This is a genomic window from Legionella maioricensis (assembly GCF_023618015.1).
In the GTDB taxonomy this organism is placed as follows: Bacteria; Pseudomonadota; Gammaproteobacteria; order Legionellales; family Legionellaceae; genus Legionella; species Legionella maioricensis.
The window spans coordinates 1-21,800 of the sequence record NZ_JAJKBJ010000007.1; the positions used below are offsets into that span (position 1 = coordinate 1).

The window sequence follows — 21,800 nt, forward strand, 5'->3', positions numbered from 1 at the left end:
ACTGAAGTTGAAACCCGGATTTCGGCTTCGCCTAATCCAGGCCACCCTTTTTGGGGTTTCAAATTTTATTGATGCACACTCTTCGATTTATCCACCAGGCCAGGAGTAAGGTGGATAATACCCCCAGATACGCGGCGCCTGTTTCTTTCCAACCGGGGCCGGCTAACTGTAAGGCATCAGGGCTATGCAAAATAGAAAATGGAATGGCTAATAGTACGTCCATAATGGCAGAACCGGCAACCAGTCCACAGGCTATGAGCGTCCCCTTTTGTTTTCGTGTAACCGATTCTTCCTCAGTCATTTTTGTTCGTTCCAGACGTTTCTGGACAAACAAAGCAATCATACCGCCGATAAACAAGGGAAAAGAAGAAGCCAGCGGCAAATACATCCCTATCGCTATCCCTAAAATAGATAAATTAATAAAGCGTTTTAATTTAAGAATGTAATTTAAAAAGAGAGCTAATAAAATAACACAGGAACCAATTAGCATCATGGTCCAGGGGAGTGAGTTTCGAAATACTGCTTCGGTAATCGCAGCCATTAATGCCGCTGTTGGAGCAGGCAAAGACTGGCTTATATCCATGCCAGGATGAGGCATTACCCCCGCAATCCCATATACATTAAACAATAACTGCATTACAGGTGGAATGACTAATGAAGAGACCACCACCCCTAATAACAGCATGACTTGTTGTTTCCAGGGAGTGGCACCGACTAGTTGCCCCACTTTTAAATCTTGAGTGTTGTCATTAGCAATAGCGGCAATACCAGTAACCACCGATCCTATTATAATGGTAATCGCTTCGGCCGCCTGGATTTGATGGGCATTTAGTGGAAGGGGCAACAGATGATCAATCACCGTCAGTAATAACCAGGCGGCGAATAACATCCCGGAAATAACTACTGAGCTGCCAGGACTTGCAGTAACGCCTACCATTCCTGAAAAATAAGCAGTAATGACTGAAAATAAAAAACCAATAAATAACACATACAGCACCCCGCAAAATATTACGGTCGGCGAATAATCATTATCTAAACCGACTTGTTCCAGGGGAAATATAAATTGGAAAAATAAAAACAATACCGCAGCCATTAATCCAACACCCATTAGAATAAAGGGCATAGGGATGTCTTTATCAGTACGTGGTAAGTCTGTGTCTGCCTTTCCTTTGGAAATAAAGGCCCGAAAAGAAATGCTGATGCTTTTAGATAAAGGTTTTATCAATTTAAAGAATGTCCACGTCCCGGCAAACAGCATAGCGCCAATTCCCAAATAGCGCATTTCACTACTCCATAATAATGAAGAGGCTTGCTCAGGTGGGTATTGATTTAAAAATTCCGGATAAAATTGACTGACTATGGGTAAAGCAATCAACCAGGAAATCACTGCTCCTAAAAAGATGCTAATGGCCATATCATGACCGACGAGATAACCAGCACCTATCATGGTTGCAGAAAAGCCGGCTCCTAAACCGAATAAGGAACGTTTCACTACAAACCAATAACTCCAACTACTGGCAATTAACTTAAACCCAATTTGTAATAACTCAATAAAACCGCCTATTGCACCACCAATAAAGATATCTTTTATTCCTACTTTATCAGCCGATGATTTCAATACCTCAGCAATAGCACGCCCTTCAGGAAATTTTAATGCTTGCTCATGAACTAAAATACGGCGTAGAGGAATGGAAAATAAAACGCCTAAAATACCGCCGCAAGCAGCGATAAAAAAATTAGTCAGATAATCAAAATGATCCCAGAACCCAATGATAATAAGTGCTGGAATGGTATAAACAATACCTCCAGCCACAGCCTCTCCAGCAGATGCTGCCGTTTGCACCGCATTATTTTCAAGGATGGTAGAGTTGCGGAAGAAACGCAAAATACCCATTGAAATAATAGCGGCAGGAATTGAGGCAGAAGTTAAAATTCCTAATTTAAGTGCCAGATAGGCATTAGACATAGCCAGTAATACGGTGAGTATAATGGCGAGAAGGATCACTCGAAAGGTTAACTCTGCCACATTTTTATTTGCCGCTATAAAGGGTGTATCGGTCATTAATGACTCCACACGGTTTCAGAAAGTTTAGGCTTAATCATGGAAGAAAGGGTAGCTAAAGGGATAGCAACCGTTTGTTCTCCATAGACATAGGCAGCAACTTGATAATTATTAAATATAATGTCGATTCCTTTATCGTTGAAAGACCAGACCTGGTAGTTTTTCTCAACGGGCTTAGTCCCTTCGTTAATCCATTTCTCATCGGATATTTTTTTCGCGGTGATAGCTTTGTTACAAAATGCAGCTATTGGTTTTAAATAATTAGCTCCAGAAATGAATAAATCAGCCAATTTAACCGGGTGACCTGCCACAAAATTTTCTACTACCACAGTATTCGATGGGTGGGCGGCACCTCGATGGTAGATGGACACATTAAAACGAACACTCAGTGCATTTTTAGACTTATAGGGCAATGAATAAGTAATATTTAAACCCGTTTTTCCAGGTGCATCGGCAGGGGTATTTGCATCCTCGGCCAATTCCTCCATGAACTGTTTTTGCGTTTTTTCTATAAAGTTTTTAATCACCGAATTCACATCGGCCGATTGAAATCCTTGAGGATATTTAATATCAAGGATGTAATCAGGAGTTTCTTTTTTAATCGTTACCGGAGTAATTGCCTGAACTACTGCCACATTCAACAAGAGCCCTAAAGAAAAACATATTTTTAATGAACACTTAGATGGGTATTTCATCATTTTACTCCTAATAAGTATTTTTAAATTGATACCCATTCCCCCGCAATCATTGTTCGATGCGGAAGTGGATATGCAAAATAATAGCATAGAGCCGCGCTATCATTGATAGACCATAAAACTAAATCAGCAACCTGACCTCGGGCAATACTGCCTACTTCTTTATCTAATCCTAAAGCTCTGGCTGCCTGAAAAGTCACCGCAGCCAATACTTCAGGTACTGACAAGGAAAACAATTGGCAGGCCATACTCATCATTAATAATAAAGAGGTCGTTGGAGAGGAACCAGGATTACTGTCCGTCGCAATAGCGATACCGACTTCTGCCTGACGTAATAATTCTACCGGGGGTTTATTTTTTTCGCGCAGAAAATAATAAGCACCGGGAAGCAACACCGCAACGGTATTGGTTTTCGCCATGGCAAAAGCTCCTTTGTCATCCAGAAACTCCAAATGATCGCAAGATAAGGCCCCAAATTGTGCTGCCAGCACGCTCGCGCCCAGATTAGATAATTGTTCTGCATGACATTTTATAGGCAAATTTAAGGCCTGAGCAGCAAGAAAAATTTGTTCTGTCTGTTTTAGGGAAAAAGCAATGGATTCACAAAAAACGTCCACGGCGTCTGCTAAAGCCGCTTCTTTTACCGCCGGCAACATGTCACGGCACAGATAATCAACATAAGCCTGGCTGTTTCCTTTATATTCAGGGGCTATGGCATGGGCACCCAGAAAAGTTGTTTTGACTCTTAATCCAGCTAACTCTCCCAAACGTCTGGCCACGCGAAGCATTTTAAGTTCGTTGGGCAGGTCCAAACCATAGCCAGACTTAATTTCAACAGTAGTTATTCCTTCATTTCTCAGGGCAAGAACTCTTGGTAAGGATTGCTCAATTAATTCCTCTTCTGATGCAGTACGCGTCTGATGAACTGTAGATAATATTCCCCCCCCGGCTTTGGAAATTTCAGCGTAACTTACGCCTTCCAATTTTAATTTGAATTCGGCGGCTCTATTTCCTGCATAAACTAAATGAGTGTGGCAATCGATTAAACCTGGGGTGACTAATTGTCCTCGACAATCTTCTTTGACTTGTGCCCCTTCAAGAAAGTGCAAAGGTAATTCGGTCATTAATCCACACCATTCTATCCTGCCATTCTTAATAGCTATAGACTGGTTATGTAATTGCAAACCTTGAGGGTCGATAGTAGTGGCATTAAATAATAGTTTATCGCAGGTAAACATTAGAATTCCCAGTGCAATACTTGATGTGGTGATCTTAACCAATCAACGTGATGAGCAGTATCATAAATATCCCATTCCTGAGATATATAGGTGTCCCGATCAATATCCAATAATAACCAAGTCAAAAATTCAGCTGCGGTTTCTGGCGTTATTAGCCTATTGTTTTGCTTTAGGCGTTTATAAAAATCAACATCTTCAGGAGCCATATTGCTACCCTGTCTGATAATAGCCTGCATTTCGGTATCTATTATTCCAGGTTTCACACTAGCAAAGAAAACTGATTTGGATTCCAGTTGCCAGCATTGAGTCAGCATGGCTAAAGCTGCTTTAGAAACGCAATACGCAGTCCATCCCTTAACTGCAAAATAAGCAGCTGCAGAACCAATATTTAAAACCCGACCATTAGTCAATTTATCATAGAGAATTTGCGGTAAAAAAAGAGGCGCATCCAGATTAGTATTCAATGCGCGATGCCATTCTTCCAGCTGGATGTCTTTGATAGCAGCAAGAGGAGCGATAGTTCCTGCATTATTAACCAATCCTTCAATTTGCGGTATATTGTCTATAAATGTTTTAATTGAATGGAGGCCTTCACTTGTGGATACATCAGCACAAAAATACTTAATTAAGGAAGAGAAAGAAGCTGTTTCTTCTAATAATTGCTCGCGGCGCCCAACAATTAATACTGATTTACCGCGTTTTGCTAAGGCTAAAGCCAAGGCTTTTCCTATTCCGCTGCCCCCGCCGGTAATAATAAACATGCTATTCTCATATGCTATCAATTAATAGGTGCAGATAATAACAGACATTAGACGAACTTGGGATATTTTTATCCCAATTGAAAGCCGGTTGTGGCGAAAATAGGTCACTACTTATAAATTATGGGAAACGCCGTCCTAAAGGCAGTGAAGGATCTCCATTTGCTGGCACCGTGCTGCCTCAGGAGATCTCTCGCTAATGCTCGAGATGACGTGCTTTTGTTGCAGATGGGTGATTAACGCAGAGAAACGTCATCCTGAACGCAGTGAAGGATCTCCATTTGCTGGCACCGTGCTGCCTCAGGAGATCTCTCGCTAATGCTCGAGATGACGTGCTTTTGTTGCAGATGGGGGATTAACGCAGAGAAACTTCATCCTGAACGCAGTGAAGGATCTCCATTTGCTGGGGCACCGTGCTGCCCCAGGAGATCTCTCGCTAATGCTCGAGATGACGTGCTTTTGTTGCAGATGGGGGATTAACGCAGAGAAACGCCGTCCTAAAGGCAGTGAAGGATCTCCATTTGCTGGCACCGTGCTGCCCCCAGGAGATCTCTCGCTAATGCTCGAGATGACGTGCTTTTGTTGCAGATGGGGGATTAACGCAGAGAAACGCCGTCCTAAAGGCAGTGAAGGATCTCCATTTGCTGGCACCGTGCTGCCCCAGGAGATCTCTCGCTAATGCTCGAGATGACGTGCTTTTGTTGCAGATGGGGGATTAACGCAGAGAAACGTCATCCTGAACGCAGTGAAGGATCTCCATTTGCTGGCACCGCGCTGCCCCAGGAGATCTCTCGCTAATGCTCGAGATGACGTGCTTTTGTTGGAGATGACGTTTTCCAAGGTTATGAAGATGTTACAAAAATAGTTTGTATTATAGATACATCAAATGTTAAATACAGGAGAATCTGATGTTTGAAAACCTTTCCAATTATCAACCAGCCAATCCCTCGCTTTGGCAAGGTCGAAAAGACACCTTAAATGCAGAGCGATTTTTTCAAAAAATCACTTTTATTAAACATCAAAATGAACTGATTACAGGAGATAAAAAAACTATTTTTCTGGGTTTTGCCAGCGATGCCGGGGTCATTCGCAATCAGGGAAGACCGGGGGCAAAACTAGGTCCAGATCAAATAAAAAATCAACTGGCCAAGTTGCCCTGTCCAATGGATGCTTCCTATCTTGATCTGGGTTCTATTATTTGTGAAGGAGACGCTCTGGAATTGGCACAATATCAATTCGCTGAGTTAATTCAGTTTTGTCATCAACACGGCCATAAAACTATTGCGTTGGGAGGCGGCCACGAAATAGCCTGGGCTCACTATCAAGGATTAGCACCTCATTATTCCAAATTAGGTATTATCAATTTTGATGCTCATTTTGATTTGCGCCCTTATCAAAAAGGTGATCCAGGTACCTCAGGTACTCCTTTTTCTCAAATTGCTGCCTTTTGTGAAGAACATCATTTACCCTTTGACTATTGTTGTATAGGTATTCAAAAGTTTGGCAATACCCCCACCCTGTTTCAAAGGGCCAGTGAACTGAACGTAAACTATTTATTTGCAGAAGATCTCTATGAAAAAAGCCAGGCCTGGCAAATCGCATTTCTTGATGATTTTATGTTAAATCTGGACCATATTTACTTAACTATTTGTCTAGACGTTTTAGCCGAGTGTTTCGCTCCAGGAGTTAGCGCACCTCAGACTATGGGTCTTACTCCATGGCAAATCCTTCCCCTGTTGAAATACATCATACAAAGTGGCAAAGTAGTCAGTATAGATATCGCTGAACTTTCACCGCCTCTAGACCAGGAACAAAAAACTGCTAGACTAGCGGCTCTTATTATCGCAGAATTGCTAGATACTAATTAAGGAGTGTATTTCATGAGGAAAACCATGCTGTGGGGCGCTTTATTGACTTTAATCTGTACGCAGGTACAAGCTGAGGTCACTCCACAACCTACTCAATCACAAACTCCAGGTTCAACCACCGCACCTGTGACTAATAATCCAAGCAATCAAGAACCGGTTGTTATTCAAAATAATTCTAATACCCAGCCGCTTCAGGGTACCCAACAGGGTCAACCTAAAGTAGTTCAACCCGGTCAAAACATACAAAATCCTCAGCAAACCCAACCAGTACAACAAATACCAGCAGTACAAACGCAAACCACGGTACAACCTCAAGCTCAGACCGCTCCGGTCATCAATTGTGACTTTAAAATTCCAGCAAGCACTAAAACTGTAGAGCAGTCTTTAGTTTTAACCTGGGCAGAAAAAGCAGCAACTCAGGCCTTTGATTTTGATCCAACCAGTTTGGATACTCAAATGCAAAAGCTAAAAGCTTGTTTTACAGATCAGGGATGGACAGGTTTTAGTTCAGCGTTGGAAAAATCAGGTAATTTAGACGCAATTAAAACTCAAAAATTGACCGTGAGCAGTCAGCTCGACGGACAAGCTCAAGTGACTGAAGCGAAAGATAATCAGTGGAAAATCACCTTGCCGTTACAAGTTGTTTATCAAAATGATAAAGAAAAAGTGACCCAATTGCTTAGCGTTAATTTAACTGTTGGTCGTAAAGTAAATGGAGACCTGGGTATTGCGCAAATGATCGCCACTCCACGCACTTCTACTTCCAATGCATTACAGCAATCCAACAGTACGACTACACCTAATGAAGCAACAGGTAATACAACTGCCCCTACCAGCGCAACGCCAACTCCATCTAACACTGCGGGCTCCCCAACAGAGACTCCTGCAACAAACCAACCTGCGAATACCCCCGCAACTCACTAATTTAACAAGGACATGCAGCATCCTGTATTAAAGGATGCTGCTCAATTATAGGAAAATCATGCGCATATTACCCGTTGGTGTATTATGCATGTTAGCCTTAAATGCACATGCAAACGTGATCCAGTATTTTGCTGGGATAAGTTATAACAACCCCTCAGAATTGTTTAAAGTAAAAAAAGGGTTATTTCTTATAGGTTCTAGCGGCTCCTATGCGGATTTAGGCTTTAATGGCAGCGTTTTGAATTTTAATACCTTGCAATATGCCTCAGGAATAAATCATTCACAAACCTATACAGCAATGCCCTATGGTAGATTAGCGAAACGTTTTAATGAAAAAACGGTATTTGGCCTCGATGTGACTCAACCGTTCAATTCTCATTTGAATTGGGGTACTTATGCATTCACTCGCTATGCCAATACGCAAAATTTTCTGACTGATGTTGATGTTAGTCCCAAATTTTCATACGCTCTGGGCCGAAAATGGCAAATTGGCGGCGGCTTAAACTTTAATTTTTTAGTAAATAACGAAGTGAATTTTGCAGTTCCAACAGGTCAATTCACTTCAGCAAACCTTGTTAACCCAACTTCCAGTTTTGGCACAGGGTTTAATGCCGGCGTTACCTATATTATAAATGAAACCAATTTCCTTGGTTTTACCTATTATTCGAGAATCAAGCAAAATACAAAAGGAACGAGTACTCTTGGTCCGTTGGTGAACCCAAATCTGGCGCTAAGCTTCTACATGCCCACCACAATGGTTGCAAATTACGTTCATATCTTCAATCCTAAGTGGCTAATCAGTGTAACAGGATTTCGTTCAGACTGGAGTGTCAATCAGTACGTGCGTCTTTTTAATACGGCTGCTCCTCCGCCAATGAGTAATTTTGTTTTTGACATGCATTTTGGTAACTCCTATGCCTTTATTGGCGCAGTACGTAATCAAGTGGCCAAAAAACTGGGGTTAACTTTAATCGGTATGAGAGATGGCGGTCCAGAAAAAGACAATCTTAGAACGATTACCTTTCCCTCCTATGCACAATATTTTCTGGGGCTTTCTGGAGATTATCATTTTAATGAAAATACATCTATTGAACTGTTGTATGGACATCTGATTTCCAATCCAAGCATTCAGAATCGATTGGTAATCAATAATACGTCTATTCCGTTTACTACCGGTAAAGTGAATATTAATGTCGACGTTATAGATTTGAAATTAAAAATCGAGGGTTAGAGAATCATGAACTCGAGGAAGGAAAACTGCCGTGTCTGAACTGAAAGCACATTACTATTTGAAAAGGACATCCTCCCATATCCTCTTTACTACCTTCTCTAAGCTTTTATAGTTTTTTAGTTAAATTATTCCGATACAGTCGTCATTGTCTCAACAAGGAGTTGCTAGCTGGCAAGCAACTCCTTGTGTAACCAGATTATTTTGCGGGGGTTATATTATTTATATCGAGTAGTCCTGGATCATTTTCATCATTGCCCAGTACTTCTTGCTTAAATGTTTGCAAGCCTTTAGTCAAATCCGTTTGGTTCAAGGTGAAAAAGGTATCTTTGTATAGTTGGCGGTGCTCCGCTTTAAGAAGACCTTGTCCTCCTATGGAACCTAAGACCATGCCTATTGCAGTAAATAACCCACCTACAGCTTTAATTGCAATTTCGGCAATGCGATACAGCCAGCCATGTCCCATTATTTTATCGGCATCCTTAACATTGTTCTCACAAACCCTGCGAAAATTAGCGATATGAATATTAATACTGGTCTCATCTAATTCTGGAGTCAACTGAGAGAAAAATACATTTTGTGCCGTAAATAAAGTCTGATACAGTTGTCTGCCCTTTATATCAGCAGCAGAACCTTCTTGAGCATGAGTTTCCAATTTTTCGTTAAGGGTCGCTAAACTCTCTAAAAACTGCCGTTGAACTTGCTGTTTATCTTGCTCAAATCTTTGCGCTTGATCGCCCCCTAAGCTTACGGGGATTTCGAGCTGCGCTGGCCCAACCTGCGAGTTCAGCGCTGCTTTTTGCTGAGCCTCTAAAAATTGAAATTGCTGGTATTCTTGATAAACCTCTTTATTACCGATGGTTATATTAGCCGTTACGTAGGGAGCCTGTGTTTTTAAATCAATACCAGAAATATGTCTCTCAGAAGTGAACAAATGATGCTTATTATTATTAATTAAATAGCTTGCGAAATCCCTCAGCAAAGAAGCCGCTTCGCCGGCAGCAACCTGTATAATTACCGGTTGGAATACGGAAGGTACTGAAGTAATGTCGTTCCCAGTAGGAACTTGTAGTTTCCATGCAGGAGTAATACCGTTTACATCGGGAGTAAAGGCAGGTGCTCGTTTTTTACTGTAAGTATCCTGGATAAAATCAAGAGTATTCACTTTTCGACTTATGCCCTCTATTTCTATTTCTGGTTGTACAACAGATTGTAGCGAACTGGGATCGAAGACAGGACTGTATGTATGATAAGCTATATTTGCATCACCTAAGCAAAAACCATCAAAGCTCGCTATATAGTGTGCTGTGTGGGCTTGCTGGTTGAAATCACCATGAATATTGGCAACAGGGATAATATCTCCATTTGCCGCAAGCACATCATAGCACCCTACACGATTATTCAAATCAGGCGAGCAGCCTTTGACTACAGTAAACATCCTGGGATTACATAAAATAGACGTTCCAAAAGAATGACTACCCGTTTGTAACCATTGGTTAGCCAAATCGTCTACATTAATAAGGTTTGAAGTGCCAACAAGACTTCGCAACTTATTAGTTAAAGAAATGAAATTCGCTGTACCTTTTTTTGGTACTTCCTGGAGAGCCAGCAAACCAATGCCCTGCTGGAACATTTTAAAAATATATTCAGCCATAGCCTCCATTTGCACGTGACCATCAGCAGGCAACATTTTTACACCATCAATTACTGCAGGGGGGGCAAGTGATGAACCTGGATTTAAGATATTGATTGATGCTATTGCGCCAGCAACAGTATTCTGAATAATGGGAGGATGATCAGTGATTGGCCTTGTTACCAATTTATTACCATGTTGAAATGTAATAGTTGGTATATTTAAACCTAGCTGATCCAATGAGACATTAGGCATTGTTTACCTCTCGATTATTATGGACAAAATTAAACCGCATTGCTATTAATTCTACACAGTAGCCATAATATATACAACCGAAAGGTGTTTTTAATACCTGACTAATTGTTGTTCGCGCGGCATGGATTGAACAAGAAGACACTGCAATGAATAAGAAGATGGGACATATCCAGGTTAAAGGCGCTCAGCCTTTAACCTGGAATATCAATAGTTAACGCTGAGCCACAGCTGGCTTACTTACACCATTCTGATCAGGATAAGCTAATATAGTTACTTTAGTACCTACACGCATAAACTCTTCATTAAGCCATTTAGCAGCACTTGGAAGGATGCGCACGCAACCATGACTTGATGGATGCTCAGGGACCTCATAAGCAGCATGAATGGTAAATCCTTGATAGAAATACATGCAATAAGGCATTTTCGCCCCGCCTTTAGTATCGACAGGATATTCCCCAGAACGACATTCAGCTCCCCGCTTATTATAAATGCGGAAAGTACCAGTTATAGTCCGGCATGATTGAGCTGAATTTTCTTCACAAAAATCAACCCCGGCAGAACCACTTCCGGTCATCACCCTTTTGCCTTCTTCATCATAGGCAGCCCATGCAGAAGCTTTAGGATCAAAAATGAATTGTCGCTCACCAGAAGCTTTAATTTGCATAGGGAAATAATCTCGGCCTCTTTTATCTCTTAGATAGTGAGTCGTTCTATGTACATAACCAGCATCATCGGTAATTAAAGTAGATTCATCGTATTCAACACACGCAGTCAAACCAAGACACAGCAATAAAGCCACCCAAAACAACTTGTTCATTTAAATTTTATCTCCACAAAAAATAGTGTTCCTCAAATCCGGTCAGGGTTCTGAAGAGCGTGATTTACGTAATTTCTCAGTAACCCCGGGAAACGTCATCCCGAACGCAATGAGGGATCTCCTGAAAAATGGCTCTGTGCCTTAAATCGGGAGATCCCTCACTACGTTCGGGATGACGTAGTTTCCTCAGATTGTTGAGAAGTTACTGATTTTCAATAATTAGCTAATCCTTTAATCGTCGATACTTGATTCGCGATGGTTTGTTCGCTTCATCACCTAAACGACGCTTTCTGTCCTCTTCATAATCACTGTAATTTCCTTCAAAAAAGGTGATTTGTGAATCGCCTTCAAAAGCCATCAAGTGAGTGCAAATACGATCTAAAAACCACCTATCATGCGAAATCACAATCGCACAGCCAGGGAAATTAAGAACAGCATCTTCCAAAGCACGTAAAGTTTCTACATCCAAATCATTACTGGGTTCGTCAAGTAATAATACGTTGCCGCCGCTTTTTAGCAGTTTCGCTAAATGGACTCGGTTTCGCTCTCCCCCAGACAGTTGTGACATTTTCTTTTGTTGATCGGTGCCTTTAAAATTAAATCGCCCAACATAAGCTCGAGAAGGCATTTGAAAACTACCTACTTGCATGATGTCGTGACCGTCCGAAATTTCTTGCCAGACTGAATTGTTTGCATCCAGATTATCACGCATCTGATCTACATAAGCCAATTTCACCGTATCTCCGATACGAATAGTACCGCTATCCGGCTCTTCTTGACCAGTAATCATTTTCAAGAAAGTAGACTTACCCGCGCCATTCGGTCCAATAATCCCAAGCACACCGCCCTTTGGCAATTTGAAATCCAGGTTATCAATTAAGATTCGATCACCGAAGGATTTACAGATTTTTTCGCCTTCAAGCACCAGATCACCCAAACGCTCACCTGGCGGAATATAAATCTCATTGGTTTCGTTACGTTTTTGGAATTCTTTGGAATTCATTTCTTCAAAACGGGCTAATCGTGCTTTATTTTTAGCATGCCGTCCTTTCGGTGAAGTACGAACCCACTCCAATTCTGCTTTAATAGAACGCTGATGAGAGTCTTCCTGTTTTTTCTCCATGCTCAAGCGCTCTTCTTTTTGCTCTAGCCAGGCAGTGTAATTGCCTTTATACGGGAACCCTTCTCCGCGGTCTAATTCCAGAATCCATTCAGCAGCATTATCAAGGAAGTACCTATCATGCGTAATGGCGACCACTGTTCCTGGAAATCCTTCCAGGTAATGCTCTAACCAGGCAACGCTTTCTGCATCCAAATGGTTAGTCGGTTCGTCAAGTAACAGCATATCAGGATTAGACAGTAACAAACGGCACAAAGCGACACGTCGACGTTCGCCCCCTGATAATTTACCTATAACAGCGTCCCAATCAGGCAGTCTTAAAGCGTCTGCAGCAATTTCCAATTTTCTATCCAAATCCCAGCCGCCGCCAGCTTCTATTTCATTTTGCAACTCACCTTGCTCCGCAAGCAAGGTATTCATTTCATCATCACTCATTGGTTCTGCAAAGCGCATGCTTATTGCATCAAAACGAGCTAATTTTTCTTTCATTTCCGCGACGCCTTCTTCCACCACCTCGCGAACAGTTTTTTCCAGATCCACTTCGGGTTCCTGGGCAAGATAACCAATTTTAATTCCTGGCTGAGGCCTTGCTTCTCCTTCAAAATGAGTATCAACGCCAGCCATAATACGTAACAACGTTGACTTTCCTGATCCATTTAAACCTAAAACACCAATTTTGGCCCCTGGATAAAAACTTAATGAAATATCTTTTAAAATAAACCGCTGATTTTCAACAATTTTGCTCACACGATTCATGGTGAAAATGTATTGTGCCATAAAATATTCTACCTCTTTAAAAACTGCTACCAATCAAGAATGACTTTGCCAGATTGACCAGACGCCATAATTTCAAACGCTTCTTGATAATCATCTACCGGAAAATGATGCGTCATCACCGGTTCAATATTCAAACCACTTTGGATCATGGCGATCATTTTATACCAGGTTTCATACATTTCACGACCATAAATCCCTTTAATGACTAAACCTTTAAAAATGACCTGATTCCAATCTATTGCTGTTTCCTTAGGTGGAATACCCAGCATGGCCACATGGCCCCCATGATTCATGGCTTTCATTAGGTCATTCAAAGCAGTTGGATTTCCTGACATTTCCAAACCAATATCAAAGCCCTCTAGCATACCTAATTCAGCAGCAACATCACTTAATTTTTCATGTCTGACATTGACCGCTTTAGTGACTCCCATTTTTCTGGCTAATTCCAGACGAGTCTCGTTGACATCGGTAATGACTACGTATCGAGCCCCTATATGTCTGACAATAGCAGCAGCCATAATTCCAATGGGACCTGCGCCAGTAATTAACACGTCCTCTCCGACGACATCAAAAGCAAGGGCACAATGAGTCGCATTTCCTAATGGATCAAAAATGGAAGCCTGATCTCCGGTAATATTATCTGGAAGGACAATAACATTCGATGCAGGAAGAACCAAATATTCGGCAAAACATCCTGGTCTATTCACGCCAACACCCAGAGTATTACGGCATAAATGACGTTTTCCGGCACGGCAATTACGACAAAATCCGCAGGTTATATGCCCTTCGCCAGAAACTCTTTGCCCAACTTTTAATCCTTGGACTTCCTGGCCAACTTCTACAATTTCCCCATAAAACTCATGTCCCACAGTCATAGGAACGGGAATGGTAGCTTGAGCCCACTCATCCCAGGAATAGATGTGGATATCCGTGCCGCAAATTGCTGTTTTTTTAATTTTAATTAATACATCGTTTACGCCACACTCCGGAACAGGAACATCATGCATCCAAATCCCAGGTTCTCTTTTTGCTTTGACTAATGATTTCATGTAGTTCCCCAAAATAATAGATTTTAGATGCAGTTATATAACTGAAAATTCTTTACCCGCTGTTTCAAATGCCTGTAGTGCTTTATCTAAATGATGTACTTCCAGTGCAGCAGACATCTGAGTACGAATACGGGCTAATCCTTTAGGTACAACAGGATAAGAAAAACCAACCACATAGATACCTAATTCTAATAAACGATTAGAGAGGCGCCCAGCTAAACTGGCATCCCCCAACATCACCGGGATGATCGGATGCTCCCCCGGAATGAGCTTGAAGCCTAGTTGAGTCATCCCTTCGCGAAAATAACGGCTATTACTTTTTAATTTTTCAGCCAAACTATTACTAGTACTCAAATTATCTAAAACCGCGCAGGATGTATGGGCAATCACTGGAGCCAAGGTATTAGAAAATAAATAAGGCCTGGAACGTTGGCGCAGCCATTCAATAATGACACTATTCGCTGCAGTATAACCACCGGAAGCCCCACCTAAAGCCTTACCCAGAGTTCCTGTAACAATATCAATTCGGTCGCTCACCCCAAAATGCTCTGGAGTTCCCCTACCTGTTTTTCCCATAAAACCAACAGCATGCGAGTCATCAACCATGACCATAGCATCATACTTATCAGCCAATTCACAAATAGCAGGCAGATTTGCCAAAATGCCATCCATAGAAAAAACGCCATCTGTAGCAATCAAACGAAAACGTGCATTTTTAGCGGCGATTAATTGCTCTTCCAATGCTTTCATATCGTTATTAGCATATCGGTATCGAGCAGCCTTACATAACCTGACCCCATCAATAATGCTGGCATGATTTAATGCATCACTGATAATAGCATCTTCTTCACCTAACAAGGTTTCAAAAAGACCTGTATTGGCATCAAAACAAGAAGAATAAAGTATAGTATCTTCTTTACCTAAAAACTGACTGATTTTTTTTTCTAGTTGTTTATGAGGTGTTTGAGTCCCGCAAATAAAACGAACGGAGGCCATACCATAACCATATAGATCCAGAGCTTTCTTTCCTTCAGCAATTAATTGAGGGTCATTGGCCAAACCCAAATAGTTATTAGCACAAAGATTAATCACCTCTTTATCATTTACCATTACATCTGCTTGTTGCTTGCTGGAAATGACGCGCTCTGATTTAAATAAGCCTTCTTCCTTGAGTGTTTCCAGTTCAGTTTGCAAAAAATTAATGAATCGCTCAAGCACTGTACTCTCCTTGGGATAAATAAAATTGAAAATAATACCAAATTTTAGACATTGTCACCATGAAATGCTATTAAGAAAAATCAGAACTTTTTATTTTCCAATATTATTCTTAGCACGAGCGCTAAATTCTTGCTAAAATCGAGCCAAAGTTTTAACCTATCAACCAAAATTAACTCGGTAGAACAAATGAGCAATCACAGTGCACGCATTAATATGGTCAAACAACAGCTAAGAACAGGCGATGTTTTAAACGAGTCCATCCTCAATTTATATGACATAATTCCTCGTCATGAATTTGTCCCCGAACATCTAGCCCATTTTGCTTATTCAGACATGCAAATTCCCTTAGCTCACGGCCAGCGAATGTTAACGCCCCTTGAAGAGGGAAAAATATTACAAGGACTTGAACTCCTTGGAACTGAGACCGTATTGGAAGTGGGTACAGGTAGTGGATTTTTCACCGCCATGCTAAGCAAATTATGTAAAAAAGTAATCAGCATTGATTATTATCCTGAATTTACGTCAAGTGCTGCGCGTAAATTAGAAGCCCATCATTGTGATAATGTAGAATTACTTACCGGTGATGCCTGTCATGGCTGGCTGGAAAAAGCGCCCTACGACATAGTGGTGTATACTGGTGCAATAGAAAAACTCACCAAAACACACAAGCTTCAAATACTGCCAGGTGGGAAATTATTCGCCATAGAGGGTAAATCCCCAGCAATGCAAGCGTTTTTATATAGCTTGGATCATAATGACGTCTGGCAAAAAACCATGCTTTTTGAAACTGATATTCCTCCTCTTTTGGATCAATTAAAACCAAAAGAATTTGTATTCTAGGAAGTTTGAATGAAAAAATCGCTGTTCCTTTGTATAGTCACTCTGAGTCTATCAGCACCTGCTTTTGCAATAGACCTTATGGACATCTACAAACAAGCTCTTGAAAATGATACTGTGTTTAAAAATGCATATGATACTTATATGTCCAGCACAGAAGCTATTCCTCAAGCTAGAGCAGCCCTTTTCCCCCAAGTTGGTATTAACAGCCAGGCAGGACGAAACGTTCAGCTCATATCAGATGGTAGCTTTAGTGCTAATGTTTATTATGGTAATACTCAATGGCAAGTAACCGCTTCTCAGGCTGTTTTTAATTATCAGGCATGGGCCAAGGTGCAACAAGCCAAAGCGTCAGTAAAAGCATCACAAGCTACCTTTAATGATGCAGCTCAAAATTTAATTTTAAGAACAGCAAAAGCTTATTTTGATGTATTACTCGCTAAAGATACCCTGGAATTTGCTGAAGCCAAGAAGCGGGCAAACAAACGTCAATTTGATCAAGCAACCCAGCGTTTTAATGTAGGATTGGATGCTATTACCTCCGTTTATGAAGCGAAAGCTGCCTACGATCAATCTATTGCCACAGTTATTTCTGCCCGTAACAATCAAATCAATCAAAGTGAAAACTTAAGAAAGTTAACCAATCACGTTTATGAATCCCTGGCACGCTTGCGTGATAGCACCATTCCCTTGGTTAAACCCGAACCTAATGATGTAAATCAGTGGATTGATACAGGACTCAAACAAAACTATAAATTATATGCAGCAAAATACAATCTTGAGGTAGCCAAAGAAAACGTCAAGGCATTATCTGCCGGTAACTGGCCCGTTTTTGCGATTCAAAGTAATGCAACGCAAACCCGTAATATGGCCAATGGTCCTGACACCTTTTTCGTTCCTGCCAAGCAAACCCAGGCAAACGTTGCCTTAGCGATGAACTTCCCGATTTTTCAAGGCGGTTTGGTTCAATCACAAACACGTCAGGCGCAATTTAATTTCCAGGGTAGCAGTGAGCAAGTGGAGCAAACTTACCGGGATGTAGTAGTAAACAGTCGGATCGCGTTTAATACAATTACGGATGGAATCAGTAAAGTAAAAGCGGACAGACAGACCATTATATCCCAGAAGAACTCTCTGGATAGCACTGAAGCTCAATTTGAGGTCGGTACGCGTACCATGGTTGATGTGGTTAATGCACAACAACGGCTTTTTGAAGCCCAACAGCAATTAGCAAGTGATCAATATAATTTGATTAACTCAATGCTCACGTTAAAATACCTTGCCGGCACATTAAATGTAAATGATTTAGAGCTGGTTAATTCCTGGTTAGCTACTACAAGAGTAAAAGGATTCGACTCTGTAGCAAGTGATGCCTCCAAATAACATATTCAGGTTGTTATATGTCTTCGAATTTATCTTTAGTTGAAAAAAAATTATTGCATTACACGGGTAAAGCAATTGCTGATTTTAATATGATTCAGCGTGGGGACCGTGTTATGGTCTGCCTGTCAGGTGGTAAAGATTCTTTTACCATGTTAACTATTCTTGAGCATCTGCGACGCCGTTCCGGTAATAAATTTGAGATATTTGCTTTTACCCTGGATCAAGCACAACCAGGCTGGGATGATTCTACGCTGCGCAACTGGCTCGCAGATAAAAATATTCCCCATGAAATCCTTACTCGCGATACTTACAGCATAGTCAAAGAAAAAGTTCCTGAAGGCAAAACTTATTGTTCTCTATGCTCCCGTTTACGACGCGGGATTATCTATCGCTATGCTGAAGAAAAAGGCTTTAATAAAATTGCTCTGGGTCACCATCGTGATGACCTGATTCGGACCTTGATGATGTCTATTTTCTACAATGGCGATATCCGATCAATGCCTCCCAAGTTACTTAGCGACAATAAAAAACATATAGTTATTCGTCCCATGTGCTACGTTCAGGAAAAAGATATTATTACTTTTGCTACAGAACAGGCTTTTCCAATTATTCCATGTAATCTATGTGGTTCACAGGAAAATTTGATGCGTAAGAAAGTGGGGCGTTTAATCGATCAATTGGGGGCAGAAAATCCCAAAGTACCCAGTAACATTCTGCATGCACTGCAAAGCCTCAAACCGAGCCAACTCATGGATCAAAGCTTGTGGAATTTCAAAAATTTGGAAAAAGAATTAATCACTCCTAATGCTGTTGCTGAGGCAGAAGTATTCCAAGCAGATGAGTTTGACGTTATTGAAGAGTAGACCAAACCCGGTAAAGTAGTTAATGGCACTTACTTAAAGAGTAATATCCGGGCATAATCCCGGTTGCAAGCAACCGGGATTATGCTATTTGTTTAAGAGCAAATTCCTGCTGCGCGTTAATGATAAATATATTCAGATAATTTACTTTATTACAATCAATTGTTACACAATCTTCGTTTAAAATCCCCCGTGTTGCCACTATTAGGATTCCAATCCCAATAAAACCAACTTGGCGATGCCGTTTTCCCAGTTCCCAATCACTTTGATTGGTATTTATCCACATTAAAAAATTATTAAACAAATAGCCATTTAGACATAATAGATTACGAAATTTGATCTTTTCATTGTAGAATGTGACGTTTAAATGGCTTTAAATTGGACAATTTAATTTATATTAATATTCTATTTGTATTAAAGTCGAAAATTTAGGTATCATTCGCGTAAAACTATTTGATATCATATAAATCACACATTGTTTATAATTAGTCTAAACATACTGCAACTGAGAGACGAGAACTTTAGATGAGAAAACCAAAAATGAATCTCCGTATTTTTCGCATATATACTAAACGCTATTTAAAATTTGATATTGTTGCGGCCATAGTTGTCTTTCTCGTAGCCATCCCTCTATGTCTGGGTATTGCTTTGGCCTCAGGGGCCCCATTATTTTCCGGAATATTAAGCGGAATCATAGGCGGTATTATCGTTGGAAGTTTAAGTGGCTCTCAAGTAAGTGTCAGCGGACCTGCCGCAGGTATGGCTGCAGTAGTCGTGGCCGCCATTGCTCATCTTGGTGATTTTAATGCCTTTTTATTAGCTTTGGCTTTAGCGGGCTTGATCCAAATAGTGATTGGTGCTTTTAAAGCAGGGTTTGTAGCAGACTACGTCCCTTCTAACGTCGTTCAAGGTTTACTTTGCGCTATAGGTATTTTATTAATAATCAAACAGTTACCTCTAGCATTCACGCTTTCAGCGGATTTTAATGAACTTAAAACTCATTTACTGGAAACAACGGAAGGCCTTACCATAAGCCCTATATTAGCTCTGTCCCATCATATCAATTCAGGGGCTATGTTAATTACCGCCATCTCTTTAGCCATTTTGGTTTACTTTGATCTGACCAAAAATAAACTCTTAAAGGAAATTCCTGCTCCTATTATAGTGGTTATCATGGGGGTGTTCTTAAATGAAATCTTTATCTGGACCGATTTACCCTTAGTACAAGATTCTCCACAACTGGTTAATATTCCCAAAACAACAGGTTTACATGATTTTTTTAGTAATATGGAATTTCCTGATTGGTCTTCCTGGTCTAATCCCCAAGTGTATCTCTATGCATTCATACTGGGTATTGTTGCTTCACTTGAGACCTTGCTTAACCTCAAGGCCGGAGAGCGCTTGGATAAAAAAAGACGCTACAGTTCGTCTAATCAAGAGTTAATCGCGCAAGGCGTGGGCAACCTGACCGCCGGTTTAATTGGCGGTATCCCCATTACTTCAGTGATTGTTAGGACCTCGATCAATATACAGGCGGGTTCTAAAACCAGAGTGTCTACTATTCTACACGGTGTTTTTATCTTGTTTGCCGTCATGCTTTTGCCAGGGGCTTTGAATAAAATTCCTTTATCTTCTCTGGCTGCAATTTTAATTTATACCGGTTACAAATTAAATAAACCTGCAATTTATCGCAACATCTACTCTCAAGGGAGAGATCGTTTTATCCCCTTCATAGTTACCATGGTGAGCATTATTGCTTTTAATCTCCTTGCTGGAATTTTAATAGGTCTGACTATTAGTCTGTTCTATATATTAAAATCAAATAGCCAGGCCCGTATCAATATCTTTAAAGAAATATATCCCAATGGAGTCACCAGTCGCCTGGTGCTTCCGCAACAGATAACTTTCTTGAATAAAGCAGCTTTAGTTGCTGAACTGGATTCCATACCCAGATACGCGCAGCTTATTATCGATGCGCGCTATACTCAGTACATCGATAAAGAAATACTGGAGTTATTAGATGTATTCAAAGACGAACAGGCGCCCAGTAAACATATTGCGTTAAATTTAACTGGATTTAAGGACAGTTATAAAATTCATAACTATATTGATTTTATTAACGTCACAACCTATGACGTCCAATCGAATCTTACTCCCGGCCAGGTGTTAAATATTCTGCATGAAGGAAATCAGCGTTTTCTTCATGACACGCGTATTCATCGTTCGAATCATATTGATATTAAACATACTGCAAAAATGCAACATCCTATAGCGGTTGTTCTTGCATGTATTGATTCAAGAGTTCCAGTAGAAACCATTTTTGATATGACCTTTGGCGATATATTTTGCGTGCGTATTGCGGGTAATGTCATTAATGATGATATTCTGGCCAGTATCGAATATGCCTGCAATGTTATAGGTACCAAGCTTATCGTTGTTTTAGGGCATACTCGATGCGGCGCTATCCAGTCTGCCTGTGATGGAATTGAGAAAGGGCATATTACTCAACTGCTTGCAAAAATAAAGCCTGCTGTAAAAGCTGAAACCCAAACTGAGACTAACCGAACCGGACTCAATACCACATTTGTAAATCATGTTACAGAATTAAATATCGCGAATACTCTGCAAAGTATTTATCTGCGAAGTGATATTGTAAATACCATGATAAAAAAAGATGAAATTGGCATGATTGGCGCAATGTATGATGTGAACAGCGGTAAAGTAAAATATAAAAACTACGCAGAAGAACTGGTTCAGCTTAATGGCAAGGCAAACAAGGAATTAGCCGACAAACTCGAACAGGTTCTACTAGAAGCGAAAGTAAAATAACCGCATCCTTTTTTTGTACTACCACAAAGGGTGGTAGTACAAAAAAGCTAAATATTAATTACCTGTTACAACACGACCAGTTCAATTTTCACGCAACCGAGTTTCAGTCGCGAACCATTACAAGCAACAAGACTTTTTAATCTATAAATCATTGGCAACCAAGACTCACCGAGATTTACTGCACACCCTTAAGTATAATATATACATCCATATACATAAGCCTTATTATTTTGAATACGATGATTCTTA

16 protein-coding genes are annotated in these 21,800 nt (G+C 40.6%); 7 read left to right on the forward strand and 9 right to left on the reverse strand.

Annotated features, from left to right (window positions below):
• Positions 1-58: 58 nt before the first annotated feature.
• Genes LOX96_RS07390 through LOX96_RS07405 form a run of 4 tightly spaced genes read right to left on the reverse strand, consistent with a single transcriptional unit; the run spans position 59 to position 4,756 of the window.
• Positions 59-2,062 (reverse strand): OPT family oligopeptide transporter, encoded by a 2,004-nt coding sequence (locus LOX96_RS07390; protein WP_250424788.1) that lies wholly within the window; start codon positions 2,060-2,062, stop codon positions 59-61.
• Positions 2,062-2,757 carry a DUF3298 and DUF4163 domain-containing protein gene (locus tag LOX96_RS07395; RefSeq protein ID WP_431606659.1) on the reverse strand — a complete coding sequence of 232 codons (696 nt, stop codon included), beginning with the start codon at positions 2,755-2,757 and terminating at the stop codon, positions 2,062-2,064. Before LOX96_RS07395 ends, LOX96_RS07390 begins: the two co-directional genes overlap by 1 nt.
• A gap of 23 nt (positions 2,758-2,780) precedes the next feature.
• Positions 2,781-3,995, reverse strand: a complete 1,215-nt coding sequence (gene hutI / locus LOX96_RS07400) for an imidazolonepropionase (RefSeq protein ID WP_250424786.1) — start codon at positions 3,993-3,995, stop codon at positions 2,781-2,783.
• On the reverse strand, positions 3,995-4,756 hold the full coding sequence (locus tag LOX96_RS07405) for an SDR family NAD(P)-dependent oxidoreductase (RefSeq protein ID WP_250424783.1): 762 nt from the start codon (positions 4,754-4,756) through the stop codon (positions 3,995-3,997). Before LOX96_RS07405 ends, hutI begins: the two co-directional genes overlap by 1 nt.
• A 905-nt stretch (positions 4,757-5,661) precedes the next feature.
• Here LOX96_RS07405 and hutG point away from each other — a divergent pair.
• From hutG to LOX96_RS07420, 3 genes are read left to right on the forward strand one after another with little or no spacing between them, the layout of a single operon-like run.
• Positions 5,662-6,621, forward strand: coding sequence for a formimidoylglutamase (gene hutG, locus LOX96_RS07410; protein ID WP_250422895.1), 960 nt, complete (start codon positions 5,662-5,664; stop codon positions 6,619-6,621).
• 12 nt (positions 6,622-6,633) lie between these two features.
• Positions 6,634-7,545: a DotI/IcmL family type IV secretion protein gene (locus LOX96_RS07415; protein WP_250422892.1), complete on the forward strand. Its 912-nt coding sequence runs from the start codon at positions 6,634-6,636 to the stop codon at positions 7,543-7,545.
• A gap of 58 nt (positions 7,546-7,603) precedes the next feature.
• The gene (locus LOX96_RS07420) at positions 7,604-8,776 is read left to right on the forward strand and encodes an OmpP1/FadL family transporter (RefSeq protein ID WP_250422890.1); all 1,173 of its coding nucleotides are present in this window, start codon (positions 7,604-7,606) and stop codon (positions 8,774-8,776) included.
• Positions 8,777-8,972: 196 nt separating this feature from the next.
• Here LOX96_RS07420 and LOX96_RS07425 read toward each other — a convergent pair whose 3' ends face one another.
• From LOX96_RS07425 to LOX96_RS07445, 5 genes are all read right to left on the reverse strand, one after another.
• A complete protein-coding gene (locus tag LOX96_RS07425; RefSeq protein ID WP_250422889.1) occupies positions 8,973-10,661 on the reverse strand; it encodes a hypothetical protein in 1,689 nt (562 codons plus the stop codon).
• 211 nt (positions 10,662-10,872) lie between these two features.
• Positions 10,873-11,478 (reverse strand): L,D-transpeptidase, encoded by a 606-nt coding sequence (locus tag LOX96_RS07430; protein ID WP_250422887.1) that lies wholly within the window; start codon positions 11,476-11,478, stop codon positions 10,873-10,875.
• A gap of 223 nt (positions 11,479-11,701) precedes the next feature.
• Entirely contained in the window at positions 11,702-13,375 is a 1,674-nt protein-coding gene (gene ettA / locus LOX96_RS07435) for an energy-dependent translational throttle protein EttA (protein ID WP_250422886.1), read from the reverse strand.
• 26 nt (positions 13,376-13,401) lie between these two features.
• A complete protein-coding gene (gene tdh, locus LOX96_RS07440) occupies positions 13,402-14,424 on the reverse strand; it encodes an L-threonine 3-dehydrogenase (protein WP_250422885.1) in 1,023 nt (340 codons plus the stop codon).
• A 33-nt stretch (positions 14,425-14,457) separates the two neighbouring features.
• A complete protein-coding gene (locus tag LOX96_RS07445) occupies positions 14,458-15,642 on the reverse strand; it encodes a glycine C-acetyltransferase (RefSeq protein ID WP_250422882.1) in 1,185 nt (394 codons plus the stop codon).
• A 186-nt stretch (positions 15,643-15,828) separates the two neighbouring features.
• Here LOX96_RS07445 and LOX96_RS07450 point away from each other — a divergent pair, with 186 nt between their 5' ends.
• The 4 genes from LOX96_RS07450 (at position 15,829) to LOX96_RS07465 (ending at position 21,551) form a co-directional block, all read left to right on the forward strand.
• Positions 15,829-16,482, forward strand: a complete 654-nt coding sequence (locus tag LOX96_RS07450; RefSeq protein WP_250422879.1) for a protein-L-isoaspartate O-methyltransferase family protein — start codon at positions 15,829-15,831, stop codon at positions 16,480-16,482.
• Positions 16,483-16,491: 9 nt separating this feature from the next.
• Positions 16,492-17,862, forward strand: a complete 1,371-nt coding sequence (locus tag LOX96_RS07455; protein ID WP_250422877.1) for a TolC family outer membrane protein — start codon at positions 16,492-16,494, stop codon at positions 17,860-17,862.
• Positions 17,863-17,879: 17 nt separating this feature from the next.
• Positions 17,880-18,725, forward strand: a complete 846-nt coding sequence (gene ttcA, locus LOX96_RS07460; protein WP_250422875.1) for a tRNA 2-thiocytidine(32) synthetase TtcA — start codon at positions 17,880-17,882, stop codon at positions 18,723-18,725.
• A 522-nt stretch (positions 18,726-19,247) separates the two neighbouring features.
• A complete protein-coding gene (locus tag LOX96_RS07465; protein WP_250422874.1) occupies positions 19,248-21,551 on the forward strand; it encodes a bifunctional SulP family inorganic anion transporter/carbonic anhydrase in 2,304 nt (767 codons plus the stop codon).
• Positions 21,552-21,800 lie beyond the last annotated feature (249 nt).